This is a genomic window from Rathayibacter sp. VKM Ac-2856 (genome assembly GCF_013205055.1).
In the GTDB taxonomy this organism is placed as follows: Bacteria; Actinomycetota; Actinomycetes; order Actinomycetales; family Microbacteriaceae; genus Rathayibacter.
On the sequence record NZ_JABMLF010000001.1, the window covers coordinates 47,406 to 72,613 of the forward strand.

Consider the following 25,208-nt stretch of genomic DNA (forward strand, 5'->3'; position numbering starts at 1 on the left):
CAAGGCACTGCGACCCGCGCGGTAGGTGGACGGCCTACTGGCCGAGGATCGATGTGATGGCGTCGTTGTCGTCGTCGACGGTCGATCCGTCGCCGAGAACGGCGTCGCGAACGAGGGTCAGCCAGGGGCTGCTCGGGGCGTTGAAGGCCTGCTGGAAGTTGGTCGAGAACGGGGTGTCACCCTCGGACGCGACCTCGTTGATCGTCACCAGGCGCGGGTCGAGCTCCGAGTACTGGTTGCTGGCGAGGTCCGAGCGCGAGACGACGTCGTTGTTCTTGGCGAGGACGCCGACCTGGGCGTCCTCCGACATCATCCAGTTCAGGAAGTTCCACGCCTGGGGGGACTTCTCGGAGTCCTTCGAGATGCCGATGCCGTCGCCGCCCACGAAGGTGGAGCTGCCGCCGTCGGGGCCCGGGATGCCCGAGACGCCCGCGTCGAAGGGGGTGGAGGCGAGGAGGGTCGCCGGGTAGAACTGCAGTCCGACCTTGCCCTCGGTGAAGCCGGCCGTCCAGGTCGGTCCCGCCTCGTCCTGCGAGGAGGGGAGAACGGCTCCGGAGTCCCAGAGGTCCTTCCAGGTGGAGTAGACGTCCTTCGCGGTGTCGCTGGCGAGCAGCGACTCCGTGCCCTCCTCGTTCATGACCTCGTCGCCACCGGCCCAGATGGTCGGGAACCAGGTGAAGACGAGGCAGCCGCCGCAGTTGAGGCCGGTCGCGGTGCCGTAGGTGTCGGGCTTGTTCAGCGCCTGGATCGCCTTCGCGTCCTCGGCGAACTCGGCCAGCGTGGTCGGGCCCTGCTCGGGGTCGAGTCCCGCCTCGGCGAAGAGCTCCTTGTTCCAGAACAGCATCGAGAGGTCGAGCACGAAGGGGAGCGCGTACTCCTTGTCCTCGTAGGTGCCGGCGGCCAGGTGGCCCTCGTTGATCGAGTCCTTGAAGTCCAGACCGTCGATGTTCGAGCTGATGTCCTGGAAGAGGCCCTGCGAGGTCCAGTTCGGCATGTAGACGATGTCGGCCGCGAACAGGTCCGGGAGGCCGTCGGAGCCGGCGGCGGCGCCGACCTTGGCGACGTAGTCGTCGTTCGGGACGACGGTCAGGTCGACCTGGTTCTCGTGGCTCGCGTTGTACGCCTCGACGAGCGCCTTGGCCTGCTTCTCCAGCGGGGCGCGGGTCCACAGCGTGAGCGTCGTGCCGTCGTCCGTGCCCTCGGCGCCGCCGGCGGCCGGGTCGGCGTTCCCTCCGCTGGACGACGCCGAGCAGGCGGCCAGCGACAGGGCCATCGCGCCGGCGAGTGCGGCGGCCGCCAGGCGGCGGAACGGGCGATGAGTGGGGTTCATCTTTCTCTCCATGACTCTTCTTTGAGTCGATCCGGCGGGGGCTGGTACCGGATCGAACGAAAACACCGAAATGCGTTTCGCTCAGTAAAGACGCAACCGCGAGTCACCGTCAAGAGCGGGCACTGTTACCGTTGCGTAACGGAGGCGAAAACATGGCGCAAGCACGATCCTCAGGATCCAGGACCTCGACCCTGAGCGATGTGGCGAAGCTCGCCGGCGTGTCGATGGCGACGGCGTCCAAGGCCATCAACGGCCGGAGCGTGGCACCGGCCACGCGGGTCAAGGTGATGGAGGCCGCGCGTGAGCTGTCCTTCACGCCGAACGCGCTTGCCCGCAGCCTCGTCGAGGGCCGCACCGGCACCGTCGGCATCCTCACCAACGACCTCGAGGGCCGGTTCGTCATCCCGATCCTGATGGGCGCCGAGGACGCGTTCGGCGCCGGAGCGGTCAACGTCTTCCTCTGCGATGCCCGCGGCGACGCGATCCGCGAGCAGCACCATCTCGCGGCACTGCTCAACCGCCGCGTCGATGGGATCCTCGTCGTCGGCAGCAGCACGAACCCCCGCCCGTCCCTCGGGCACGACCTCCCCGTCCCCGTCGTCTACGTCTACGCGCCGTCCGAGGATCCGACCGACGTCTCTCTCGCCGCCGACAACTACCAGGGCGGACGCCTCGCGACCGAGCACCTCCTCGGGCTGGGCCGTCGGCGCATCGCGCACCTCACCGGCGATCCGAGCTATCAGGCCGCGCAGGACCGTGCGCGCGGCGTGCGGGACGCGATGCGCGACGCCGACCTCGAGCTCGTCAGTGACGTGATGTTCTCGGAGTGGTCCGAGTCCTGGGGACGCGACGGCACCGCCGTGCTGCTCGAGCGGCACGCCGATCTCGACGGCATCGTCTGCGGCTCCGACCAGATCGCCCGCGGCGCCCTCGACAGCGCCCGCGACCTGGGGCGGAAGGTGCCGGAGGACGTCGCCGTCGTCGGCTTCGACAACTGGCTCGTCCTCGCCACCAACGCCCGGCCCCAACTGACGAGCATCGACGCCGATCTGCAGGAGCTCGGGCGCGCCGCGGCACACCGCGTCTTCGAGGCCATCGGGGGAGCACCCGCCTCCGGCGTGGAGCATCTCCCGACCCGGCTCGTCATCCGCGGCTCCACCATCGCCCGCCGCTGAGGCCTCGTCCACGCGAAAGGGCGACGGGTCTGATGCGCCCTCGCCGCTGCCCTTGCCGACGGCCTCGTCGACGGCGGTCGAGCTCGGCCGTCGCCGGGAGTCGGCGTCCCCGTCTTGACGACACGGCGATCGACGGTCTTTACTAGCGAAAGGCCTTTCGCCTGTTTCTTCGCTCGAGCTGATTCTCCGTGCTTTCGCGAAGAAAATCTTTCGTGGATCGTCGGCTGCTCGATCAGCCGCGTCCGCGCGCATCCCTTTCCCATCGACGTGAAAGAAGAGCTCATGACCGTCCCCTCCCCGTCCTCGCCGGTCGACCCGGAGTCCTCCGCTCCGGGACTGCGCCGCAGGTCCGTCCTCCTCGGAGCGGCGGGCGTCGCCGGCAGCGCGGCTCTCGTCGCCTCCGCCGCCCCGTCCGCCGCGTTCGCCCTCGGTCCGACCGCCGACCTCTCCTCGCCTGCCTTCGACTTCCGCGTCGACCGGGCCACGGGAGGCGTGTTCGTGCTCTCCGACCCGCGCGACGGCTACGGCACGAACTACGTCGCCAACCCCGACATCCGGCCGATCTTCTCCGTCGACGACTCACGCTGGACCGGCGACGCCGTCTTCTCGGTCCGCAAGGGGGCGGCCACGGGCGGGACCGCGATGGTCACCGGCCGCTCGGACGACATCCGCACGGTCTCGACCTCGGCCGACACCGTCACCGTCGCCTACTCCGGCCGCGCCGCCGATGCGAACGGCATCCGCGACTTCGCCCTCACCCAGCGCTACCAGCTGACCGGCGCCCAGCGCGACCGCGTGAGCTGGACCATGACCCTGCGCAACACGTCGACCGAGTCGCTCGAGTTCCTCGACGTCGGCATCCCCTTCCTCATGAACGCCTGGTGGGACGGCGGCAACCAGACGGGCATCTACGAGAAGAACGTCGCCCGGCACTCCTTCGTCGGCCGCGACGGCTCGTACATCACCTGGCAGCGGCCCAACGGCGACGGATCGACCCTCGTGCTCGTCCCGCAGGACGGCACGTCGCTGGAGTTCAAGAACAAGGCCCGCCCCGGCGAGGGGCCGTTCGCGGAGCAGGACCCGTCCTGGGAGGGTCTCGTCGAGTTCTACCTCCACTCGGCGGCGTCCGTCCCGCAGCGTCGGAACCAGGCCGGCACCTACCTGCCGACGAGCTCGCTGACCCTCGCGCCCGGGCAGGAGAAGACCTACGGCTTCACCTTCCGCTGGGCCGCGGACGCGACCGATCTCCGCGACGTGCTGTTCGACGCCGGGGTCGTCGACGTCGTGTCGCTGCCCGGGATGGTCGTGCCGACGGACACCAAGGCGACGCTCGCCGTGCGGGCGAAGGCCGGGATCACCTCCGTCATCGGCCAGTCCGGCCGCGGAGTCTCCGTCGTCGCCAAGGGCACCCGCAACGGCTACTCGCTGTACGAGGTCTCCCTGCCGCAGCTCGGCGCGAGCACCGTCACGGTCACGTACGGCGGCTCGAAGACCTCCGTCCTGCAGTACTACGCCATCGAGCCGATCGAGAAGCTGATCGGGATGCACGCGAACTTCATCGCCACCAAGCAGCAGGCGAAGACCACCCGCAGCTACAACGGCGCGTTCCTCCAGTGGGACATGAGCAACCAGAAGCTCGTCACCTGGGACGACTACCCCGGCGGCGGCTGGAAGGAGTGGATGGCGGGCGGCGCCGACGACCTCGGCCTCGCACCCGCTGTCTTCCTCGCGGAGAAGAACATCGACACCCCCGTCGCCGCCGAGATCGCGGCGGTGGACACCTACATCGACACCTTCATCCTCGGATACCTGCAGGGGAGGAAGGACTCGTCCGGTCAGCCGACCTATCAGGTGTACCGCTGGTACGACGGCCGCGACGGCACCCCGAACGACCAGGGCGTCTGGCGCACCTACAACTACGTCCACATCGCGAACACCTACTATGCGATGTACCGCATCGCGCAGATCACGCCGGCTCTGACGAAGCGCTCCGCCACCGACTACCTCAGGCTCACCTTCAAGACGCTCGAGGCCATGTTCACGAAGATCCCGCTCCCCAGCCCGATCGGAGACGGCGCGATCAAGCACGGGATGATGGGGGAGCACACCTACCCCGACATCCTGAACGCGCTCCGTGCCGAGGGGATGACGGCCGACGCCGACTCCCTCGAGCGGTTCCTGCTCCCGAAGCGCGACTTCTTCTTCGCCGAGAAGTACCCGTTCGGCTCCGAGATGAGCATCGACACGACCGGCTTCGAGGTGTCGTACACGCTCGCCAAGAAGTACGGGAACCGGGCTCTCGCCGACAAGGTGCAGAAGGCCTCGCTCACCTGCCGCGGCATGCAGCCGCTCTGGTACTTCTACGGCTCCGACAACCGCCACATGGGCGAGTCGTGGTGGAACCTCGGCTACGAGTGCCAACTCGGCGCCTGGCAGCAGCACGACTACCTGCTCACCTACGGTGATCCCGCGGGCCGGGACTTCGCCGATTCCGTCCGCTCGACCAACGGCGCCTACCTCTCCGGCTGGGCGAACATCAACTCCGGGCAGATCAGTCCGCTCGCTGGCAACATCGGCGCGGCGTCCTGGATCTACCAGAGCGAGAAGGGCACCAACGAGTACGGGTTCATGCCGATCCTCGACGGCTGGTGGGCGTGGTCGGGAGAGGCCGCACTCGGCTTCTGGGGCGGGCTGCGCTCGGCCACGGCGACGGTGATCGACGACCCGATCGTGGGGCCCTACGCCTACGGCGCGGACATGACGACGACCTCGACCGGCGTCGTCCTCGTGCCCAAGGACGGCGTCCGCCGCAGGATCACCCTCTTCACCCTCGGCAAGCTCGACATCCGCATCGAGCGCGGCACCTACACGCGGGCCGAGATCCAGCAGGCGGGAGCGGACATCCGCCTCACCCTGCGCAACACCCGCGGCGCGGGCTTCGCACCGCTGATCGACCTCGTCAACCTGCCCGCAGGGAGCTACTCCGTCACGGTCGACGGCGGGGCCGCGGTCGGCACCGTCCGCAGCGACGGCCGTTCCCCGGTGCGGGTCGCGGTACCGAACACGAGTGCTGCCGCCCCGGTCGTGCGCATCCTGCGCGACCAGAACCTCGCAACCGCAGCGACCGCTACCGCGTCGTTCACCGCCGCCTGGAACCGCGTGATGGGCCTGAACGACGGATCCGAGCCGACGACCTCGCGCGACGTCGTCCCCGACGACAATGCGACGACGTGGGGGGCCTGGCCGCAGGTCTCGGCCCAGTCGGTGCAGTACACCTGGCCGGCGGCCACGACCGTCCGTCGCCTGGCGACGTACTTCGTCGACAACCTCGACGCGTCGGGCACGGGGATCACGACCCCGGCCTCCTGGACCGCCGAGTACTGGGACGGCGCAGCCTGGAGACCGGTCCCGTCGCCGAGCGCGTTCTCGACCGCGGCGAACGGGTGGAACACCGTGACCTTCGCGCCCGTGACAACGACACGCCTGCGCCTTCTGCTCACCCCGCGGGGCACCGTCTCCGGCAAGGGGAGCGTCGGCATCAAGGAGTGGCAGGTCTTCTGAGTCCTGCCGCATGAGGCTCCCGGGCCGGACGATCGGATCGTCCGGCCCGGCTCTGCGCTGCGGTCCTCTCCGTTCGGGTCGGAGGGGGCCGCATCGGCTCCGCAGAAACAGCGGCGAGGTCAGAGCTCTTATGAGCATCCATCTCTTCAAACGAGTCCGCTGGCTCCTCACCGTCTTACCGACGTCACACGAGTCGACAGCTCCGAGGCTCGTGACCCAGAAGTCGCGGAACGCTCCTTTGCAGGTCGGAGCATCTCCTCTCGTTCCTGCGGTTGACGCGGTGCGGCAAGAGCAGTTCGAGCGCTGCCCACTAGGCGGGTCTTCTTTCCTCTACTGGTCGTGAATGGCGAAGTTCGAAGGCCAAGCAGCGAGCGGCCTCGACCGAGGCGTTTCGTCGTCTGCGGTTCATTCCGGTTGAGCCGGAGGAGAGCAGGCCGGGGTGCACATGCCACGCGAGGGGCAGCGCGTGCAGGGCGAGCAGGATCTCCTGCGGATCGAGCTCGTGGCTCAGGTCACCGTCCTTCTGAGCCTTTCGGATGAGGCGAACGTGGTGGGTCGACGACGTCCCGAGAAGGTCCATTCCTGGCACTGAGACACCACCGCCGGACCATATGAGCATCCGGGCGATCGCCGGACGCTCCTCGAGGAGATCGAACAACGTCCCCACGTATGCGGGGAGGTCGAGAGGGTCGAAGGGAAGCGCGCTGAGTGGCCCCGTGACGAACCGCTCGAAGACAGCGAGGAGCAGGCCGTCTTTGCTGCCGAAGTGGCTGTAGATGCGCTCCTTGCTGATGCCGGCTGATGCGGCCACTCGATCGACGCGAGTACCAGCGGGGCCGTGTGAGGAGAATTCTGCGAGACCTGCGCTCAGGAGGCGCTCTCGCGTTGCGGCGCTGGTGCCGGCGGGCATGTCGGTCCTCTCTGTCGGTCTTCGCCGGGTCGAATCCGCTCACTGCCGGCCCTGGCCCGGATCGGCGGGAGGGTGCCCCTCTCGCCGATCCGGGAGGCGGCGAACCTCAGTGGGCAGCGGTGGGGACGGCAGAGCCGGCGAGCCCCGATTCGGTCTCCGCGAGCACCGTCGAGGCGGGCATGTGCGTCCGCACCGGGCGGACGAAGACCGCGGCGAGCACCGCGATGACGAGCGCGACGACTCCAGCGACGACAAGGGCTGAGTGCAGTCCGCCGATGAAGGCGTCCTGCGCGATCGTGGTGCTAACCGCGTCGAGTCCGGCGGGGATGATTCCCTGCGCCACCGCCTCAGACCCCTCGAAGGAGAGATCGCCGAGCCGGGTGGCGGTTCCCGCGGAGACGACGGCGGCGAGCACGGCGGTACCGAGGACACCGCCGAGCTGCAGTGCTGTGGCCTGGAGGCCGCCGGCGACTCCGGCGAGCTTCATCGGCGCGCTGCCGACGATCGCTTCAGCGCCGGAGGTCATCACCATGCCCACGCCGAGGGCGAGGACGACGAAGGGGATCGCCATGCCGATGTACGGGGAGTCGATCGAGAGGGTGGTGAGGCCGAACAGCGATACACCGACTAGCGCGAGCCCCACGGTCATCGTCACGCGGATGCCGAGTCTGCTCACCAGCGCGGCGCCGATCGGCGAGGCGATGATCGAGACGCCGCTCAGGGGGAGGAGCATCACGCCTGCTGCGAACCCCTCCTCCCCCCGCAGATTGAGCAGGAACAGCGACAGGAAGAACGTCACGCCGAAGAGCGCGAAGAAGTTCGCCGCGACCGCAAGAGCTCCGACCGTGATAGTCGGGTTGCGGAAGAGTGACATCGGCAGCAGCGGTGAGGCAACACGGTTCTCGACGAGCACGAAAGCGACGATGAGCAGGAGCCCGGCGGCGAAGATTCCCAGCGTCCACGGGCTCGCCCAGCCCCAGCCCTCCGACTGCACGACGGCCAACACGACCGCGAGCAGGCCGAGTGCGAGGAGCACGATGCCGACGATGTCGAAACGCGCCTTTCCCGGGGCGGTGCTCTCCTTGAGGACCACTGCCCCGATGGCCAGCCCGATCACGGCGATGGGCGCGTTGATGAAGAAGACGGACTCCCATCCTAGGGTTCCGACCAGCAGCCCGCCGAGGATGGGGCCGGCGGCGATGGCGACAGAGGAGACCCCGCCCCAGATGCCGATCGCGATGCCGAACTTCTCCGGCGGGAAGGTGGCGCGCAGCAGGGCGAGAGTCTGCGGCATCAGGAGTGCGGCACTGAGGCCCTGGAGCGCGCGGAAAGCGATCACGCCCTCGGTGGTCCCGACTAGTCCGATAGCGACGGAGGTGATGGCGAAGGCGGCGACGCCGATGAGGTACATCCGGCGGCGGCCGAAGCGGTCGCCGAGCTTGCCGCCGAGGATCAGGAACACGGCGAGCCCGAGAAGGTAGCTGTTGGTGATCCACTGGAGTTCGGCAAAATTCGTGCCGAGGGACTGGGCGATCGCGGGATTCGCGATCGACACCACAGTTCCGTCGAGGCCGACCATGAAGAGGCCGAAGCACACGGCGGCGAGGGTCAGTGCGGGGTTCCCGCGCAGGGGGCGACGCGTTTTCGAGCGCGTCGAAGAGGGCGTGGACATGTGAGGTCTCCGAGGTGGTCGTTCTGTGCCGCCGAGAGGGCACGATGGCTGGCCGCGTCCCGCCGGAAGCGGGAGGCGGCAGAAGAAGAGCAAGGAAGGTGTGTCGGGGATCCCGAGTAGGCAGGCTGGAGACGGGATCAGCCGGGGCCGGCGGTGGGACCGAGTGTCCGACCGCCCGGCACACGAGGCGTCAGGGCAGGTACCAGCCACTGCGTCACGATCCGGTCCAGCTCCTCATCGCTCAACGGCTCGCCGCTCACCAGCGCACGATCGATGATGAGCGACGCGATCACGCGGCTCGCAAGCGCAACATCTGCGTCTGCGGCGATAATCGCTCGGCCCTGCAAAGTTCTAAGCGCTGCGGCGATCGCGTCCTGCTGCGGGCGCACGAGATACTCATCCACGGCTTCCGCGATCTTCGACTCGACTCGACTCGCCTCGTGCAGAGCCAGCAACAGGCGCCCGTTATCGCCGAGCGTGACCGACCTGACCGCCGCGGCGATACCCACGAGCGCCTCGGCCGAGTCGACGCCGACGGGCGGATCCTGGATCGGGACGAGGTCCACGAAGGCAGCGACTGCGCACACCAGGTCCGTCTTGGTCGGCCACGACTTGTAGATGGTCGCCTTCGACGCGTGCGCCTGCGCCGCTACCCGCTCAACCGTGAGAGTGGCGTAGCCCTGCCCGATGAGCACGGTCATAGTCGCCTCGAGCACCGCCTGCGCCCGGGCTTGACGCAAAGACGGGGAAGAAGGCATGGGTGTACTGTACCGTACAGTTCTTGCCTGGTGCAACGAGAGAGAAGATCGTTGCATTGATCGGGCCCCTCCGCTTCACCACAGCCGGCCGACAGGATTGCCCCGCTGGCCGAGACGGTCGACGACGAGATCAACCCTGTCTGCGCCGCGCCATCTACGCGAGGATCTAACAGACAACCGCCCGCGCTCCAGCCCTGGTGCGAGCCAACTGACATAATCACGGTTATCGAAGAATACATCTTCAGCAGAGGAGGGGCTTGCTGCTGTTCGCGAGATGCCAACCGTCAGATCCGTGGCGGTGATGACTCAAGGGATGTAAACGTTAGCAAGGCACGCTTCTCGCAATCATCTTCGAGGAGCAAGGCTGCCGCCACCGTCGCCGATCAACGTTGCGGCTCCCGGCGAGCAGCTGTCGAGCAGTGTCCTCGCCAGTCGTCAGCGTCCGACCATTGTGTATCTCTCGAGATGACGTGACGATACAAGGTGCGCGATACAGTCGCACCGTGTCTCACTTCCCCTCGCCGAGGTATTCCGCATTTCGCCAAGCGGTTCGCGCATATCGACCGTCAGAGCTACTACCACTTTTGGCCCGGCATTCTGCCGCGCTCGACCCCGCGGGAGGTACCGGTTACGGCGATATGCGTCAGCGGTCACCTTGGGCAGTCTCAGCCATGGCCAGAGATTCGATCATCTACGGTAATGAGTATCGGACTGCAGCCGTTACTGAATCCTCGCTGAATCGACTCTATACCCTTTCCAATCTGAGCCACTCAGGGCGTGATGGTGGAAGCGTCGAGACAATTCTGACTCCTGTGATGTATGAACAGTTTCACTACCAGCAGTCACAGTACGAAGAGCTATCTCGCGTACATGCCCTGTTCAGCGACGCGGACCTCGGTACCCCCTTCGACTGGTCTTCGCTCCTTGGTATGGAACTACACCACGCCGTTCGGGCGACAATGGTTCTGCATACATGGGTTGTTCAGAACGAAGGTCATCTCGATTTAGGATTGCTAGATCACGTGAACCTAGAGGAAGTCTATCGTAGGCTGCTTCCCAGAGAACACTTGGCGAAGATGGCGGCGATTCTGACCACGACGATGAATGACGCTCGCGCGGAATAGGATGAGATCCCAGCACTGCCTACCTATGCACAACGCTACTCCTACAACCCTTTGTATTCACGCCCATTTGTCGACCTAGGAGAAGGGGGAATCTGGCCCCCCCCCCCCCAGAGCATGCTTGTTCCTCAAGTTTTCCACCCGATAAATCTATACTATCGCGGGATTAGGTCGTGGGGACACGGTTTCTCGACAGAGCTAGGCCATCGGCACGAGGCATATGTAGGAAAGCAACTTGGACTCGTGGCAGGCTCAGCCCTGCAACCTGAAATTGAATACGTGCGAGGTCAGAAAAGCGTCGATTGGATCTGGACGACGCCAACAGCGGTTATTCTCATCGAGTGCAAGTCGGCACGGATGACCGCCGGTGCTAGAGCTGGAGATCCGTCGCTGCACACTGTGGTCGAAAACGCTCTCGGTAAAGCTCGGCGGCAAATAGCTCGAACGGCCGAGCTCATTCGTGCGGAGCACGCATCCTTCAGCTCAGTGCCCAGTGACCGGAGAATTATCGGCCTGACAATCACAACTTGGTGGATTGAGCACTTCGGCGGCGGGCCGGGCCCGGTCGACGTCGGCCCGTAGGCGCGCCTTGACGTCCTCCGCGCTGATGCCCTTGTCACTCAGGCTCTCCCCGAAGACTTTGCGCCGCTCTGAGCTGTCGTAGCTGTTGGTGGCGTCGGCGCGAGCCGCGGTCGCTTCGCTCGACTGTCTGGACGCGGATGTTCAGGTCGCCGCGTCCCGGTGGAGCTGCGCCTGTGCGCGCGTCGGTGGCCAGGTCGCGCAGCTCGTCAGGGGACTTGCCGTCCTCGCCGCCGCGGCTGGCGCCCGCCTCGTACGCGAGTGCCTGCGCCTCGATCTGCGCGACGACGTCGGTCGCCGTCTCGCCGGAGACGGGAGCGTCCTGGGCGCGGTCAGGGAGCCTGTCACCTTGCGCTACCAACCGTGACGCCTCGGTGCGCTCCTCGGCTGCCTTTCGCTCGCTCTTGGACCACAAGGGAACTGACGTCGACGCCGTAGCGATCCTGGACCTCGCGGCCAATCGTGTCGGCGGCGGCCGCAGCACGGTCGTCGAACCCTCGCAACGCCTGGGCCTCTCGCCCAGCCCAGCACAAACCGACCGGTGCTGCGCCAGGGACTATGCGACAGTCACAGGGTGAGAGGCCTGCAGGTACATGAAGACCCGTTCCCAGTTTGGGCGGTCCAGTGAGCGCCTTCCCGGACTACACCTGGCTGCCCGAGCATCACGAGCAGGTCGTCTACACGCTCGCGCACGTCGACTCCATCATCGAACAGCTCGCCACGATCCTGTTCGACTTCCAGGAAGGCGGTGTGTTCGACTTCGTCAACGGCACCCGCGGCCAGTACTCGTACGCGGTCATTGCGGGCGTGCATCCGCTCCCGCCGGCAGTACCGCGGTTATTCGCGGACGGCGCCACGCAGCTCCGAGCTGCGATCGAGCACACCCTGTTTGCGCAAGTCGAGTACGAGCTGGGGACGACGCTCGACGAGGCGGGGCTAGACGCGAGGCGGATCGAAATGCCCGCTAGCGTCCAAGCTGCAGACTTCGCCGCCTGGCTCGACAACGGCGCCCGGAGAAAAATCAGGCCGCTGCAAAACGGACAAGAACTCGTGAGCCGCATCCGTCGTCTACAGCCGTACTGGCATGTTGACCCATTGACTCACCCGATGAAGCTTCTTGCCGAGCACACGAACCGCGCGAAACACCGCGCGCCCTCGACAGCAGTCACACGCGTAGGACCCGTCCACGTAGAAGGAGATTCGCGCGGAGTCGAGCTGGCACCCCCGCCGCCAGCGGGCACCCCTGCGCGAGTGGGTGACGTCATCGCCCGTAGCGCCGCTGGCATACAGGTCCCGATCGCGATCTACCCCGACATCTCCGTCCGACGGCCCCACAACGGCCAATGGCGCGTGCTGATTCATGAACTCAACGACATGTTCGACTGGGTGCGGAGAGAAGCTCTCCCCATCCTGATCACCGGCATGTCAGGCGTGACATCCCTCCCAGGAACGATCGACATCTCCGTCGGACACGAGAACGCGCAAGCCGCTCTCCAAACAGCAAGGAGCCTCAGCTCGTTCGAGCGCGGAAGCCTGCGACTCCAAGCTCGAGGCGCGCGAGAAAACCTCGTCGACGTGCTCGCCGCGCCCCGCAGCTCCGCATCAAGAGAAATCGTCGGCAGATGGCTTGCTCATCTCACAGATGCCGACGTAGTAGCAGTCGTCCACGAGGTGGGTGACCCGGCTCGATCCGGAGACCCTGCCAGCATGTTGCGCGCGGTTGCCGACGTAGCGAGCAGGGCGACCGCTTGGAGTAAGGAGCAGCCAACGGGTACCACCGCGCCACGGCCTGCCGAAGGTACAGATCCTTCAACCATTTGAAGCGGCCGCAGATCCAGACCCTGGCGTACAACGCGGCCTCCGCTGACCCGGCCTGGCAGCAAGCCTGCGAGGAGTGGTGACAGTGCCTGCGAGAGGAAGTGCTGGAGCCCCGCACCGGATCGGGCGACTGGAGCTCGGCCGAGGCCAACGAACTCGCATCGAGAATGGACGGAACGTCGGCAGACAAGACGAAGGAGATCCGTATCGCGACGACCGAAGCGCGCTGCAACATCGCGACGGGCCTGACACAGACGCTGGGCGACCTCGAGGCGTCGTACCAGGCGTCACTGATCGCCGCGAGCCAGGACGCCCTGGACGAACTGAAGGCGAAGAACCAGGACCGTCTCGCCGCGATCCATGACTACATCGCCCGCAACAGCTGAGCCGCTCTGCAGCCGGGTCGCCAAGCGGGATGACCCGGCTCGGTGCCCGGTCGTCCATCCGCAATCGGAACACTCCGGCGCAAGGACCGACACCCCACGACCCGGATTTCGCACGCACAACGGATCGTGTGCGGGTCAGGCCCGTCGGATCGGTGCGAGGCCGTTCCCGGCGGGGCGGTGCAGATCGCGGATCAGCCGCGCGAGCAGGTCCGGCTTCTCGACCAGTGCCCCGTGGGTCGCGCGCGGGAGGATCGCGAACTCGCCGTCGGGAAGCGCCTCGAACATCTCGACGAGGTGCTCGACACGCACCTCGTCGTCATCGCCGGCCACGACGAGCGCCGGCATCGCTAGCCGCGACAGGTCCGCGATGCTCAGCTGCGGGGCCACCTCGTGCAGGGCAGCCGACTTCGCCACTACTACCGGCCAGTGATCGCGTCCATCGGGTGAGAGCTCCGTGTAGGCGTCGCGCATGAAGTCCGGCGGCTCGCCGCCGAGGACCCCGTCCCGCCAGCCCTCGTGATGGAACACCCCGGCGCCGACCACCAGGCTCCGCACCAGCTCCGGCCGCCGCAACGCCAACTGCAGCCCGACGATCGCACCGTCGCTCCAGCCGACTACGTGAGCGGAGTCGACGCGCAGCTCGTCGAGCACCCCGGCGACGACGTCGGCCATCTCCTCGAAACTCCAGGGCCCAGCCGAATCGGTGCACCTTCCGTGGCCGGGGCGGTCGATCAGGATCCGGCGGTAGTCGCGAAACTCAGCGAGCAGTGGCTCCATCGCCCGCGAATCGGTGCCACCTGGATGCAGAGCGACGAGCGGATCGCCGTCGCCCGAGACCGAGGACCACACTGCCGTGTTCGTCATGCCGTCACGGTCCGCCCCTCCGAAGCACCGCGTGCCACCCGAGGGGGCGTCCCGCCACACGATCCCGCCGGTGGTGGCTCGGCGGAGGAACCACAGCCCTCGCCCTGTTCGCCGGCACCGCGACCGCCGCCGCCACAGCGCTCCTTCCCCTCCCCGGAGCGACAGAGATCACCACGATCAGCACCACGACCACCGGCACGATCGCGTCGTCGGCGACGGCGGCGGAGGCGACGGCGGTCAGCAGGAGGGCTCCTGCGGCGGCGGCCGCGCAGCGGGCGGTGAGGCGGGTGTTCTCATGGCGGGTTCTCCTCTGTCGGGACGGGTCGGATGACGGGTGCGGGTGCGGAGGGTCAGCCGCAGCTGGTGGCGGGGTAGGCGGCGCGGACGGTCGTCGTCGCGGGGGCGCCGTCGATCGTGGCGGTGGCGACGACCTCGACCGCTCCGGCGGGGATCGAGACGGCGCGGGTGCTGAAGGCGTGCGAGGCGGTGCGGCCGGGGGCGAGGGGGGCGAAGGTCTTCGTGCCGAAGGCCGAGCCGGCGGTCAATGCGACGGGGACCGCGTCGGCGTTGCGGGCCTGGACGGTGACGACGGCCTTGCCGCCGAGGCAGCGGGTGGCGGCGGTGGCCGTGACGGCGACCGCGGGGGCGGCGGTCTGGCTGAGGGCGACCTGGTCGAGGGTCCAGAAGGCGCTGTTCTGGCCGGTGTAGCGGAAGCGGAACTTGGCGGTGCGGGCGCCGGCCGGAACGTCGATCCGGAGCGACTCGTTCGCGTTGGTGTTCGCGGTGTAGCTCTTCACGGCGACGGGGGCGGCTCCGTCGAAGGAGACGGAGACCACGGCGCTCTGCGGGCCGTCGATGACGTAGTCGGTGGCGTAGGAGAGGGTCGCGGTGGCGCTGCCGTTCAGCGGATAGGCCGGGCTGATCAGGGTGGAGTCGAACTGGCCGGCCGCGTGGGACTTGTCGTCCCACTCGTCGGAGTCCGCCACGGCGAAGACGTCGCGGGCGCGGACGTTGGTCTCGCGCTTCTGCCCGGGCTCGACGGCGGTGAAGAAGGAGTCGGTGGCGAAGGACCAGCCGGACCACTCCCGGACGCCGCCGGCCGGCATCGCCGAGTCGTCGATCCGCCAGCCCTCGGGTGCGGTGCGGGTCCAGCCGAGCAGGCCCGCGGCCGGGCGGGTCTCGTCCAAGCGCGGCTGCAGGGCGGGGCGCAGGGTGTCGAAGGCGTCGGTCGAGGGCGCGCCGAGGGCGATCCCGTCGAGCGTCCAGGCGGGGTCGTTCGCGAGGCCGTTGACGGCGAGGACGCTGGGGGCGATGTCGACGATCTTCACGTCGTTCCGCACGGAGCCCGCAGCGATGCCGGGGCCGGACGCGATGACGAAGACCTTCCTCTCGGCGAGGGTGTTGCCGCCGTGGCCGCCGGTGGGGGTGTGGCCGTGGTCCGCGGTGACGAGGATCGTCCACTGCTCGCTCGCGTAGCTCGGGCGGGCGCGGACGGCGGCGATCATCTCGCCGAGCTGGGAGTCGGCGCGGGCCAGGGCCTCGGCGTAGGCCGCTCCGTTCGTGCCGACCGAGTGCCCGGCGCCGTCGACCTCGTCGAGGTGGACGAAGGTGTTGTCGGGGTTCCCGTTCGCCAGGTAGTCGACGGCGGTGGCGGTGGTCTGCGCGTCGCCGCCGCCCGTCCGGCGGACGTCGACGGCCGGGCCGAAGATCGTCTCGGCGACGGGCGACCAGGTCGCGACGACGAGGCTCGAGCGGGACGGGTCGGCGGCTTCGATGCGGCTGAGGTAGTCCGGGTACTGCCCGAAGCGCGGCGCGGTGAACGCGTTGTGCACGACGCCGTGCTTGTCGGGCCAGGCGCCGGTGGCGATGGTCGACCAGCCGGGGCCGGAGACGGTGCCCGACATCGGTGCGGCATAGAGGTTCGCGGTCGAGGTGAGGCCCTCGGCGCGGAGCGAGTCGAGCGCGGGCATGTCGGCCGCGTCGAGCTGGTCGAAGGACGCGCCGTCGATGCCGACGACGAGGGTCTTCGCGGTGCGGGTGCCGGAGGGCAGGCCGTCGTACGCGGTGGCGGCGGCGGTGGCGGACGGCGCTGCGAGCAGGAGGCCGCCGATCACCGCCGAGACGCAGGCGGCGCCGAGGGCGCGGAGGGGCAGGGACATCGTCGACTCCAGAGGGGTGTGGCGGGCGGAGATGCGCGGGCAGAGGTTCGAGGCGGAGCGCCGAGGCGACCGCGCGCCGCCAGACTGCCGAGATATCTACCCATCAGGAAGCCGAGAAGAAACATATGCAGACACGTTCAGCGGCTGTTCATCCGGGCCCGGACGGGCGGGCCGGCCTCGGACAGGGGCGGGTGAACGGTTGCGCGGGGGTCGCGGACGGCCGCCGCGCGTGCGGTACCGTCGTCCCGATAGCGCCTAGGGTTCCGGGACGACACGTCGTCCGGCTGGTTCGAGCGGCGCCACGGACCTCCGCCATCGGAGTCCGTCATCTCAAGGGACAGAAGCCTGGAGGACCGCTGCGGCGCGCGTCGGCGCGCGCGGAAGGGTCCGAACATGTCTGCCTTCGTCCTCGCCCTCGTCCTGACCGCGGCGCTCTGCCACGCGGCGTGGAACGTGATCGCGCACCGCGTCAGCGGCATCGGGCTGCCCTTCCTCTGGTGGGGAGCGGTGGCGAGCACGCTCGTCTGGGCGCCGATCGTGCCCCTCACCGGCGGGCTCGGCTCGGGCGGGGACCTGCCGCGCGGTCTCCTGATCGGAGCGGGCGTCTCGGGGCTGCTGCACGTCGGGTACATGGTGGTGCTGCAGCAGGGCTACGCGCGCGGGCGGCTGTCGACGGTCTACGCGACCGCGCGGGGGACGGGACCGGCGCTGAGCGCGGGGCTCGCGGTGCTGCTGCTCGGCGAGCGGATCTCGCCGATCGCGGTGCTCGGCGTGGCCGTCGTCGTGACCGGGGTGATCGCGACCGGGCTGATCGATCGGCCGCGCGAGCTCGCTCCCTCGGGGCGCCGGCTCGCGGATCCGGGCATCCTCTTCGGGGTCCTCACCGGCGTCGCGATCGCGGTCTACACGATCTGGGACGCGCACGCCCTGCGGACCTGGGGGCTGTCGCCGGTGGCGTTCATGGTCGGCTGCACGATGGTCGAGATCGTCGTCTACCTGGTGCCGCTGCGCAGGCGGCGGGCGGAGCTGCTGCCCGTCCTCCGGCAGCACTGGCCGCGGGTGCTGGCCTTCGGGGTGCTCTCGCCGCTCTCCTACATCCTGGTGCTGCAGGCGGTGACGCTCGCGCCGGTCGCGCTGGTCGCGCCGATGCGCGAGATGAGCGTGGTCCTGGTGTCGCTGTTCGGCGCCCTGGTGCTCCGCGAGGGCTCGGCGGTGCGCCGGATCGCGGCGTCGCTGGTGGTGGCGGGCGGGATCGTGCTGCTCTCGATGTGAGGAGCGCGGGCGTCCGGGCGTCGGGGTCGGTGCGGCGGGTCGGTGCGGCGGGTCAGAGCCCGACGGGGCGGATGAAGTGGCCGCCGTCGCGGCGCCGGCCGGTCGCCGAGACGGTGAAACGGACGATGTCGCTGCGGTAGCGGTCGTCCGAGGCCTCGAAGGTGCGGCCGTCGGCGTCCCGGGTGATCCGGTGCAGGCGGAGCACGGGGGAGCCGGGCGCGAGCTCGAGCAGCTGCGCGTCGGTCTCGTCCGCCGCCACCGCGTCGATCTCGTGGTCGACCTCGGCCGACTTCCAGCCGCGGGAGTCGAGGAACTCGGTGATGGACACCGTGTCGAGGTCGACGTCGAAGAGGTTGCGGCCGGCCGGCTCGATGAAGGTCAGGCGCTCGAGCATCGTCGGCCGATCGTCCAGGGAGCGCAGCCGGAGGACGTCGACGACGAGCTCGCCCGGCTCGATGCCGAGCAGGGCGGCCTGGTCGGCGTCCGAGCGCCGGAGCGACACCTCCTGGGTGAGCGCCCCGGGGCGCGCGCCCATCGTCCGCGCCCAGCGGGTGAAGGGGATCGAGACGTCGACGGCCTGCTGGGCCTTGCGCTCGATGACGCGGCTCGGGCGCCCGCGGGTGGTCTCGATCAGGCCCTCGCTGCGCAGCGCCGCCAGGGCGTTCCGGATCGGGCCGCGCGAGGTCTTCCACTTCGCGGCGAGCTCGCCCTCGGTCGGGACCTCGTCGCCCGGGGCCAGGTGTCCGCTCGCGATCGACTGACGCAGGTCGTCGGCGATCGCCTTGTACATCACATCAGCCACGTAGGCACCTTACTGGGCGGAGGAGGTGTTTCTGAGCGGGAGGACATGCGGCGCCGCCGGCGGTCCGGTTGTCGCGGTCGGTGCGGGAGGGAGATCGGTGAACACGTCGTGAACAGTGGCGAGATAGGTACATACGTAGGCACTGGGTGGGGCAGAGTTCTGGTCGTCCCCCTCGACGCCCTCCTCGCCCGAAAGGCCATCATGCAGACCCGCGCCCGCCTGACCTCCTTCTCCCGCTCGGCCCTCACCGCGCTGGCCGCCGCCGGCGCCCTCGCGCTCCTGGCCGGCTGCTCCGGCACCGCGTCGGCCGGCTCGACCGACGCCGGCGGCGCCGAGGCCGGCTTCGCCGTCGACTCGAGCACCCTCGTCTTCGGCGTCGTCCCCGACTCCGTCGACACCGAGACCAACTACCAGCCGCTGATGGACTACATCGCGCAGGAGACCGGCAAGACCGTGGAGTACCACGAGTCGACCGACTACGCGGCGCTGATCGAGGCGGCCATCGCCGGCCAGATCGACGTCGCCAGCTTCTCCGGCTTCACCTACGTCACCGCCACGAACAACGGCGCGGAGCTCACTCCGATCTCCTCGATCGTGACCGCGGAGGGGCAGGAGCCCGGCTACTACTCCGAGGCCATCGTCCCGAACGGCAGCGACATCGCCTCGATCGCGGACATGAAGGGCAGGAAGGTCTGCTTCGTCGACCCGTCCTCCACCTCGGGCTACCTCTTCCCGAGCTACAACCTGCTCGAGGCGGGTCCGGACCCGGAGACCGACATCACCCCGGTCTTCGCGGGCAAGCACGACGTCTCGGTGCGGAAGGTCGGCGAGAACGTCGAGTGCGAAGCCGGCTTCGCGGAGGACAGCGAGGTCGAGAAGTCCGACGCCGTCACCGTGATCGAGCGGACCATGGTCCCCGGCGCCCCGATCGTCGAGTCCGACACCCTGCCGGACGACCTCAAGCAGCAGCTGAAGGACATCCTCTCCGAGGTCACCGTCGACGACATCATCGCCGCCGGCATCGAGTCGGCCGACAGCGACGGCTTCCGCAGCGTCTTCTACGAGACCAAGCCGGTCGACGACGCGTACTACGACCAGATCCGCGACATCTGCGAGGCGACCGACGCCACGCAGTGCCAGGCCTGACCCGGCGCCCCGCGGCCGAGCGCTGAACCGACCGACCCGATCCGGAGACCCCGATGACGACATCCTCCACTCCCGCGGCCGACGCCGTGGTCGAGATCACCGACCTCACCAAGCGGTTCGGCTCGACGACCGCCCTCGACGGGGTGTCGCTGACCGTCCGCCGCGGCGAGATCGTCGTCCTGCTCGGGCTCTCCGGGTCGGGCAAGTCCACGCTGCTGCGCCACGTCGACGCGCTCGAGGCGCCGACCGCCGGCTCGGTCCGCGTGCTCGGCGAGGACGTGCCGGCGCTGCGCGGCGGACGGCTGCGGACCCTCCGCGGGAAGGTGGGGTTCATCTTCCAGCAGTTCGAGCTCGTGCCGTCGCTGACGGTGCTCGAGAACGTGCTGACCGGGGCGCTCGCGGAGCTGCGCGGCCCGCGCCTGGGTCTGTGGAGCTACCCGAAGGCGAAGAAGCTGCGCGCGCTGCAGCACCTCGAGCGGGTCGGCCTGCTCGAGCGCGCCTACCAGCGCGCCGACACGCTCTCGGGCGGGCAGCAGCAGCGCGTCGCGATCGCGCGCGCCCTGATGCAGAACCCCTCGATCCTGCTGGCGGACGAGCCCGTCGCCTCCCTCGACCCGGAGTCGAGCGACCAGGTCATGGCGCTGATCCGCGAGATCGCGGCGGAGGAGGGGCTCACCGTGCTGTGCAGCCTGCACCAGGTGGACCTCGCCATCTCGTGGGCCGACCGGATCGTCGGGCTGCGGCACGGCTCCGTCGTGCTGGACACCCCGGCGGCGGGGCTCTCCAAGGCCGAGGTCATGGAGATCTACGGCCGGGTCGCGACCACGACCTCGGAGCTCGAGGCCGTGCAGAACGAGCTGCTCACCCCGGAGCGCACCCGATGACGGCCGTCCTGCCGCCGCGCACCGAGCGCCGCCCGGACCCGGCGGTCGCCGCGCGCGCTCCGAGGCCGCGGCGCTCCCCGGAGCGGATCGCCGCCGTCCTGACCCTGCTCGCCCTCGCGGGGCTCGCGGTCGCCGCGCTGATCGAGATCGACGTCTCGGTGCCGCGGATGCTGCAGTCGCTCTCGAACGCCGAGCGCTTCCTCGGCCGGGTCGGCGCGATCAGCTTCCCCGAGCCGGCCGAGCTGCTCGCGCTGACCGCGCAGACCCTCGGGCTCGTCCTCACGGGGACGCTGCTCGCGGCGGTGCTCTCGGTGCCGCTGGCGTACCTCGCGGCGGCGAACACGACGCCCGGACACGCGGCCCGGGCGGTCGCGCGCTTCGTCGGCGTGCTGGCCCGCGCGATCCCGGACGTCGTCCTCGCGATGGTCTTCGTGCTGATGTTCTCGCTCGGCTCGCTGCCCGGCATCCTCGCGATCGGCCTGCACTCGGTCGGCATGATCTCGAAGCTCTTCGCCGACGCGATCGAGCAGATCGACGAGGGGCCGCGCCTGGCGATCCGCGCCGCGGGCGGCACGCGGCTGCAGGAGTTCACCTCGGGCGTGCTGCCGCAGGTGCTGCCCTCCTGGGTCGCGACGGTGCTGCACCGCAACGACATCAACCTGCGCGGCTCCGTGATCCTCGGCTACGTCGGTGTCGCGGGCCTGGGCCTGGAGATGTCCTACGCGTTCAAGTCGCTGCAGTACGGGCGGGGCATCGGCATCGCGCTGGTGATCTTCGCGCTCTGCGTGGCGATGGAGATCGTCTCGAGCTCGGTGCGCACGGCGATGCTCGGGCGGGACGCCTCCGGCTCCGGGCCGGTCGCCGCTCTCGTCCGCCGGGTGCGCGGCGACCGCGCAGGCACCGTGCGGCGGCCGGCGGGTGGCGGACCGCGGTGGACGCCGGAGTCGGCCCTGCGCCGGCCGTGGACGCCGACCCGGGTGCGGAACGCGCTCGCCGGTGCCGTCACGGCGGTCGTGATCGTCGCGGGCGTCGTCGTCAGCGACATCACCTGGAGCGACGCGCTGACCTTCTGGGGCCGCGTCCCCGCCGTCGCCGCGCAGTTCTGGCCGCCGTCGTTCGGCAGCTACGACACCGGCACGATGGTCGAGGCGATGCGCGAGACCGTCGCCATCGCGCTCGCCGCGGCGCTGCTCACCGTCGTCGTCTCCGTCGTCGTCGGCTCGCTCGCGGCGCGCAACGTCGCCCCGACCCGCACCGCCCGCGGCGGCTTCCGGCTGCTGCTGGTCGCGGTGCGCGGCGTCCCCGAGCTCATCCTCGCCATCCTGCTCATCGTCGTGTCGGGGCTGGGCACCCAGGCCGGCACGATCGCGCTGGCGGTCGGCGGGGTGGGGCTGCTCGGCAAGCTCATCGCCGACTCGCTCGAGGAGGTCGACTCCGGACCGGAGCGCGCCCTCGTCGCGACCGGCGCCACCCGGCTCCAGGTGTACGCCGGAGCCACTCTTCCCCAGGGGGCGCGCGCGATGCTCGGCCACACCTTCTACCTGCTCGACACCAACATCCGCGCGGCGACCCTGCTGGGCATCGTCGGCGGCGGCGGGATCGGCTACTACCTGCTGAACGCGGCGCAGGGCTCGAACTACGCGACCGTGACCGCGATCGTCCTGATGATCCTGGTGACCGTGCTCGTCGTGGAGGGGCTCGCGATGTGGCTGCGGAAGGTGCTCCGATGAGCGCCCGGTACGACGTCGCCGTCGTCGGCTCCGGGATCGTCGGCCTCGGTGCCGCGTACGCCGCCGTGCGCCGCGGACTGCGCGTCGTGGTCCTGGACCGCACCGCCGCGCCGATGGGCTCGACCGTGCGCAACTTCGGCCACCTCTGCTTCACGCCGCAGTCGGGCGAGGCGCTGCGCTACGGGCTCGCGGCCCGGGAGGCGTGGCTGCGGCTCTCGCGGGACGCCGGCGTCGCGCTCGGCCGCCGCGGCACGCACATCGTGGCGCGGCACGCGGACGAGCTCGCCCTCCTCGAGGCGGCGGCCGCGCAGGAGCCGTTCGGCTTCGGCGACGGCCCCGAGATCGAGCTGCTCGATGCGCGGGAGATCGCGGCGGTGACGCCGGTCGATCCGGCGGTCGTCGTCGGGGGAGCGGTGCTGCCCTACGACCTGCAGGCGGATCCGCGGACGGCGGCGGCCGCGATCGTCCGGCACCTGGCTGAGCGGGGTGTCGAGTTCCGGATGCGCACGGCGGTCGGCCGCGTCGCCGAGGGCGTCGTGGAGACCAGCCGGGGCGCGATCCTCGCCGACACGATCGTCGTCGCGGTGAACCACGACCTCGACCAGCTGCTGCCCGAGCTCGCGGAGGCCCACGAGGTGGTGCGCTGCTCCCTCGACATGCTGCGCGTGCAGCTGCCGCTGCGCGCCGCGCTGGCCGCGCCGCTGCTGACGGGCTGGTCGCTCGTGCGCTACAGCGGCTTCGCGCGTCTGCCGGAGGCGGCGGCGGTGCGGGCCCGGCTGCACGCCGACCGGCCGGACCTCGCCGCGATCGACCTGAACCAGATGTACACGCAGCTGCCCGACGGGAGCGTCGTCGTCGGCGACTCCCACCACCGCTCGATCACTCCCGAGCCGTTCCAGTCCGAGGCGACCGCGGAGCTCCTGCTCGAGGCGACCGCTCGCCTGTTCGGGGCGGCGCCGCGGGTGCTGGAGCGCTGGCAGGGCGTCTACGCCAGCGGGCGCGACGAGTTCCTCGTCGCCGAGCCGATCCCGGGCGTCCTCGTGCGCACCGTCACCACGGGCATCGGCATGACCACCGGGCTGGGTCTCGCCGAGACCACGCTCGCGGAGCGCTTCGAGCGCACCGCATCCCTCCTCGTCTCCTCGGAAGGCCGCTGATGACCAGCACGATCCCCGCTCCCGCTCCCGCTCCCCTCGGCACCGCTGCATTCGGTCCGGCCGGTCTCGGTCCGGCTCTGGCCGGCGTCGAGCTCGTCGTGCTCGACATGGCGGGCACGACCGTCACGGACGACGGCGTCGTCGAGCAGGCGTTCCAGCGCGCCGCCGAGCGCACGGGCGTCGCCGACCGCCTGCCGTGGCCCGAGGCGCTCGGCTACGTGCGCGAGACGATGGGGCAGTCGAAGATCGACGTGTTCACGCACCTCGCCGGGGGTGACGTCGCCGCGGCGGAGCGGGCCACCGCCGCGTTCGAGGACGCCTACGCCGAGCTGATCCTGGAGGGCGCCGCCGCGCCGATCGCCGGCGCCGAGGAGCTGCTGCAGGAGCTCCGCGACGCCGGGGTCGCCGTGGCGCTGACCACGGGCTTCGCCCCGGTCACCCGCGACGCGATCCTCGACGCGCTCGGCTGGCGCGATCTCGTCGGGATCGCGCTCTCGCCCGCCGACGCCGGCCGCGGCCGCCCCGCGCCGGATCTCGTCCTGACCGCCGCCCTGCGCGCGGAGGTGAGCGCGATGAGCGCCGTCGCCGTGGTCGGCGACACGGCCAGCGACGTCCTCTCGGGCCTGCGCGCGGGAGCCGGGCTCGTCGTCGGCGTGCTGAGCGGCGCGCACGACCGCGACCGCCTGAGCGCGGCCGGCGCGCACGCGGTGATCGAGGACGTCACGGCGCTCCGCACGCTGTCGCTGCGATGAGGACGGCGATCGCGGCGCCGCGCATCGATCCGGAGTCGCGGCGCGTCGAGCTGCGGCCCTCGGCCACCGCGATGGTCTGGCTGGCGCCGGACCGCGCGCACGAGGCGGTCGCGTTCGTCACGGTCCGGCTCGGTCCGGGCGACGTGCTGGTCGAGATCGAGCTGGCGACGATCTGCGGCTCGGACGTGCACACCGTGCACGGCGACCGCAGTGCTCCGGCGCCGCTGGTCCTCGGGCACGAGCAGCTGGGCCGCGTCGTCGAGCTGGGGACGGGCGGGCCCCGCGCGCTCGACGGCTCGCTCCTCGCCGTCGGCGACCGAGTGCTGTGGTCGATCGCCGCGAGCTGCGGCTCCTGCGACCGCTGTTCGGGCGGCTTGCCGCAGAAGTGCCGGACGCTGCGCAAGTACGGGCACGAGCGGATGAGCGACGCATGGGCGCTGTCGGGCGGCTTCGCCACCCACGCGCACGTCGTCGCCGGCACGCCGATCATCCGGGTGCCCGAGGACGTGCCGGCGGCCGTCCTGGCGCCCGCGTCCTGCGGCACCGCCACCGCGTGGGCCGCGCTCGCCGCCGCCGAGGCGGTGCGGCCGCTGGCCGGCGCCGACGTGCTGATCAGCGGCGCGGGGCTGATCGGGCTGACCGCGGCGGCGATGGCGACGGATCGCGGGGCGGTCGTGACGCTCGTCGAGCCGGATCCGGCGCGGCGCGCGCTGGCCGAGCGCTTCGGTGCCCGTGCGAGGCGGCCGGAGGAGGAGGGCGGGGAGTTCGACGTGGTGCTCGAGGCGTCCGGCGCGCGGGCGGCCGTCGGATCGGCGCTCGCGCGCGCGGCGGTCGGCGGCGTGGTCGTGCTGGTCGGCAGCGTGTTCCCGACCGAGCCGGTGCCGCTGGATCCGGAGCGCGTGGTGCGCGGGCTGCTGACCGTGCGGGGCGTGCACAACTACGCGCCGGAGCACCTCGCGGCGGCGTCGGCGTACCTCGTCGATCGCTGGCAGGCATGGCCGTTCGCCGGTCTCGTCGGCGAGACGGTGGCCCTGGCGGATCTGGACGAGGGGATGCGGCGCGCCTCGGGCGGGGCGGTCCGCGTCGGCGTCGCGCCCCGTCCGATCGGCTGACGCTCCACCTGCTCGGCCGA

19 protein-coding genes are annotated in these 25,208 nt (G+C 70.0%); 12 read left to right on the plus strand and 7 right to left on the minus strand.

Annotated elements, in window-relative coordinates; genetic code table 11:
• Window positions 1-34 precede the first annotated feature (34 nt).
• Window positions 35-1,330, minus strand: coding sequence for a sugar ABC transporter substrate-binding protein (locus HQQ82_RS00170; RefSeq protein ID WP_173231089.1), 1,296 nt, complete (start codon window positions 1,328-1,330; stop codon window positions 35-37).
• Window positions 1,331-1,530: 200 nt separating this feature from the next.
• Between HQQ82_RS00170 and HQQ82_RS00175 the strand changes: the two genes are divergently transcribed.
• Together HQQ82_RS00175 and HQQ82_RS00180 are read left to right on the plus strand one after the other, a co-directional pair.
• A complete protein-coding gene (locus HQQ82_RS00175; protein WP_367947741.1) occupies window positions 1,531-2,505 on the plus strand; it encodes a LacI family DNA-binding transcriptional regulator in 975 nt (324 codons plus the stop codon).
• Between the two features lie 282 nt (window positions 2,506-2,787).
• On the plus strand, window positions 2,788-6,066 hold the full coding sequence (locus HQQ82_RS00180) for a DUF5695 domain-containing protein (protein WP_173231091.1): 3,279 nt from the start codon (window positions 2,788-2,790) through the stop codon (window positions 6,064-6,066).
• A 310-nt stretch (window positions 6,067-6,376) separates the two neighbouring features.
• Here HQQ82_RS00180 and HQQ82_RS00185 read toward each other — a convergent pair whose 3' ends face one another.
• From HQQ82_RS00185 to HQQ82_RS00195, 3 genes are all read right to left on the minus strand, one after another.
• On the minus strand, window positions 6,377-6,976 hold the full coding sequence (locus HQQ82_RS00185) for a TetR/AcrR family transcriptional regulator (protein ID WP_173231092.1): 600 nt from the start codon (window positions 6,974-6,976) through the stop codon (window positions 6,377-6,379).
• Window positions 6,977-7,082: 106 nt separating this feature from the next.
• Window positions 7,083-8,648: an MFS transporter gene (locus tag HQQ82_RS00190; RefSeq protein ID WP_173231093.1), complete on the minus strand. Its 1,566-nt coding sequence runs from the start codon at window positions 8,646-8,648 to the stop codon at window positions 7,083-7,085.
• Between the two features lie 137 nt (window positions 8,649-8,785).
• Window positions 8,786-9,406: a TetR/AcrR family transcriptional regulator gene (locus tag HQQ82_RS00195; protein WP_173231094.1), complete on the minus strand. Its 621-nt coding sequence runs from the start codon at window positions 9,404-9,406 to the stop codon at window positions 8,786-8,788.
• Window positions 9,407-9,909: 503 nt separating this feature from the next.
• Here HQQ82_RS00195 and HQQ82_RS00200 point away from each other — a divergent pair.
• From HQQ82_RS00200 to HQQ82_RS00210, 3 genes are all read left to right on the plus strand, one after another.
• The gene (locus tag HQQ82_RS00200) at window positions 9,910-10,530 is read left to right on the plus strand and encodes a hypothetical protein (RefSeq protein ID WP_173231095.1); all 621 of its coding nucleotides are present in this window, start codon (window positions 9,910-9,912) and stop codon (window positions 10,528-10,530) included.
• A 1,200-nt stretch (window positions 10,531-11,730) separates the two neighbouring features.
• Window positions 11,731-12,927, plus strand: coding sequence for a hypothetical protein (locus HQQ82_RS00205; protein WP_173231096.1), 1,197 nt, complete (start codon window positions 11,731-11,733; stop codon window positions 12,925-12,927).
• A 98-nt stretch (window positions 12,928-13,025) separates the two neighbouring features.
• A complete protein-coding gene (locus HQQ82_RS00210; protein WP_173231097.1) occupies window positions 13,026-13,310 on the plus strand; it encodes a hypothetical protein in 285 nt (94 codons plus the stop codon).
• A 135-nt stretch (window positions 13,311-13,445) separates the two neighbouring features.
• Here the strand turns inward: HQQ82_RS00210 and HQQ82_RS00215 are convergent, their stop codons facing one another.
• Window positions 13,446-14,159 carry an alpha/beta fold hydrolase gene (locus HQQ82_RS00215; protein ID WP_367947742.1) on the minus strand — a complete coding sequence of 238 codons (714 nt, stop codon included), beginning with the start codon at window positions 14,157-14,159 and terminating at the stop codon, window positions 13,446-13,448.
• A gap of 365 nt (window positions 14,160-14,524) precedes the next feature.
• On the minus strand, window positions 14,525-16,333 hold the full coding sequence (locus tag HQQ82_RS00220) for an alkaline phosphatase family protein (protein WP_173231098.1): 1,809 nt from the start codon (window positions 16,331-16,333) through the stop codon (window positions 14,525-14,527).
• Window positions 16,334-16,726: 393 nt separating this feature from the next.
• Between HQQ82_RS00220 and HQQ82_RS00225 the strand changes: the two genes are divergently transcribed.
• Window positions 16,727-17,605, plus strand: coding sequence for an EamA family transporter (locus tag HQQ82_RS00225; RefSeq protein WP_173231099.1), 879 nt, complete (start codon window positions 16,727-16,729; stop codon window positions 17,603-17,605).
• 52 nt (window positions 17,606-17,657) lie between these two features.
• Here the strand turns inward: HQQ82_RS00225 and HQQ82_RS00230 are convergent, their stop codons facing one another.
• Window positions 17,658-18,407, minus strand: coding sequence for a GntR family transcriptional regulator (locus HQQ82_RS00230; RefSeq protein WP_367947743.1), 750 nt, complete (start codon window positions 18,405-18,407; stop codon window positions 17,658-17,660).
• A 201-nt stretch (window positions 18,408-18,608) separates the two neighbouring features.
• Between HQQ82_RS00230 and HQQ82_RS00235 the strand changes: the two genes are divergently transcribed.
• Genes HQQ82_RS00235 through HQQ82_RS00260 form a run of 6 tightly spaced genes read left to right on the plus strand, consistent with a single transcriptional unit; the run spans window position 18,609 to window position 25,188 of the window.
• A complete protein-coding gene (locus HQQ82_RS00235; protein WP_173231100.1) occupies window positions 18,609-19,553 on the plus strand; it encodes a phosphate/phosphite/phosphonate ABC transporter substrate-binding protein in 945 nt (314 codons plus the stop codon).
• A gap of 53 nt (window positions 19,554-19,606) precedes the next feature.
• Window positions 19,607-20,437 (plus strand): phosphonate ABC transporter ATP-binding protein, encoded by an 831-nt coding sequence (gene phnC / locus HQQ82_RS00240; protein ID WP_173231101.1) that lies wholly within the window; start codon window positions 19,607-19,609, stop codon window positions 20,435-20,437.
• Complete coding sequence (locus tag HQQ82_RS00245; protein ID WP_173231102.1) at window positions 20,434-22,167, plus strand: ABC transporter permease; 1,734 nt, start codon at window positions 20,434-20,436, stop codon at window positions 22,165-22,167. The genes phnC and HQQ82_RS00245 overlap by 4 nt, the downstream gene beginning before the upstream one ends.
• The gene (locus HQQ82_RS00250; RefSeq protein ID WP_173231103.1) at window positions 22,164-23,324 is read left to right on the plus strand and encodes a TIGR03364 family FAD-dependent oxidoreductase; all 1,161 of its coding nucleotides are present in this window, start codon (window positions 22,164-22,166) and stop codon (window positions 23,322-23,324) included. Before HQQ82_RS00245 ends, HQQ82_RS00250 begins: the two co-directional genes overlap by 4 nt.
• The gene (locus tag HQQ82_RS00255; RefSeq protein WP_173231104.1) at window positions 23,324-24,076 is read left to right on the plus strand and encodes an HAD-IA family hydrolase; all 753 of its coding nucleotides are present in this window, start codon (window positions 23,324-23,326) and stop codon (window positions 24,074-24,076) included. Before HQQ82_RS00250 ends, HQQ82_RS00255 begins: the two co-directional genes overlap by 1 nt.
• Complete coding sequence (locus HQQ82_RS00260) at window positions 24,073-25,188, plus strand: zinc-binding dehydrogenase (RefSeq protein ID WP_173231105.1); 1,116 nt, start codon at window positions 24,073-24,075, stop codon at window positions 25,186-25,188. Before HQQ82_RS00255 ends, HQQ82_RS00260 begins: the two co-directional genes overlap by 4 nt.
• Window positions 25,189-25,208 lie beyond the last annotated feature (20 nt).

Coding starts and splice junctions, on each gene's coding strand:
- HQQ82_RS00220 (WP_173231098.1), bottom strand. CDS start 16,333: ATGTCCCTGCCCCTCCGCGCCCTCGGCGCCGCCTGCGTCTCGGCGGTG.
- HQQ82_RS00250 (WP_173231103.1), top strand. CDS start 22,164: ATGAGCGCCCGGTACGACGTCGCCGTCGTCGGCTCCGGGATCGTCGGC.
- HQQ82_RS00245 (WP_173231102.1), top strand. CDS start 20,434: ATGACGGCCGTCCTGCCGCCGCGCACCGAGCGCCGCCCGGACCCGGCG.
- HQQ82_RS00185 (WP_173231092.1), bottom strand. CDS start 6,976: ATGCCCGCCGGCACCAGCGCCGCAACGCGAGAGCGCCTCCTGAGCGCA.
- phnC (WP_173231101.1), top strand. CDS start 19,607: ATGACGACATCCTCCACTCCCGCGGCCGACGCCGTGGTCGAGATCACC.
- HQQ82_RS00195 (WP_173231094.1), bottom strand. CDS start 9,406: ATGCCTTCTTCCCCGTCTTTGCGTCAAGCCCGGGCGCAGGCGGTGCTC.
- HQQ82_RS00180 (WP_173231091.1), top strand. CDS start 2,788: ATGACCGTCCCCTCCCCGTCCTCGCCGGTCGACCCGGAGTCCTCCGCT.
- HQQ82_RS00190 (WP_173231093.1), bottom strand. CDS start 8,648: ATGTCCACGCCCTCTTCGACGCGCTCGAAAACGCGTCGCCCCCTGCGC.
- HQQ82_RS00255 (WP_173231104.1), top strand. CDS start 23,324: ATGACCAGCACGATCCCCGCTCCCGCTCCCGCTCCCCTCGGCACCGCT.
- HQQ82_RS00260 (WP_173231105.1), top strand. CDS start 24,073: ATGAGGACGGCGATCGCGGCGCCGCGCATCGATCCGGAGTCGCGGCGC.
- HQQ82_RS00170 (WP_173231089.1), bottom strand. CDS start 1,330: ATGAACCCCACTCATCGCCCGTTCCGCCGCCTGGCGGCCGCCGCACTC.
- HQQ82_RS00225 (WP_173231099.1), top strand. CDS start 16,727: ATGTCTGCCTTCGTCCTCGCCCTCGTCCTGACCGCGGCGCTCTGCCAC.
- HQQ82_RS00235 (WP_173231100.1), top strand. CDS start 18,609: ATGCAGACCCGCGCCCGCCTGACCTCCTTCTCCCGCTCGGCCCTCACC.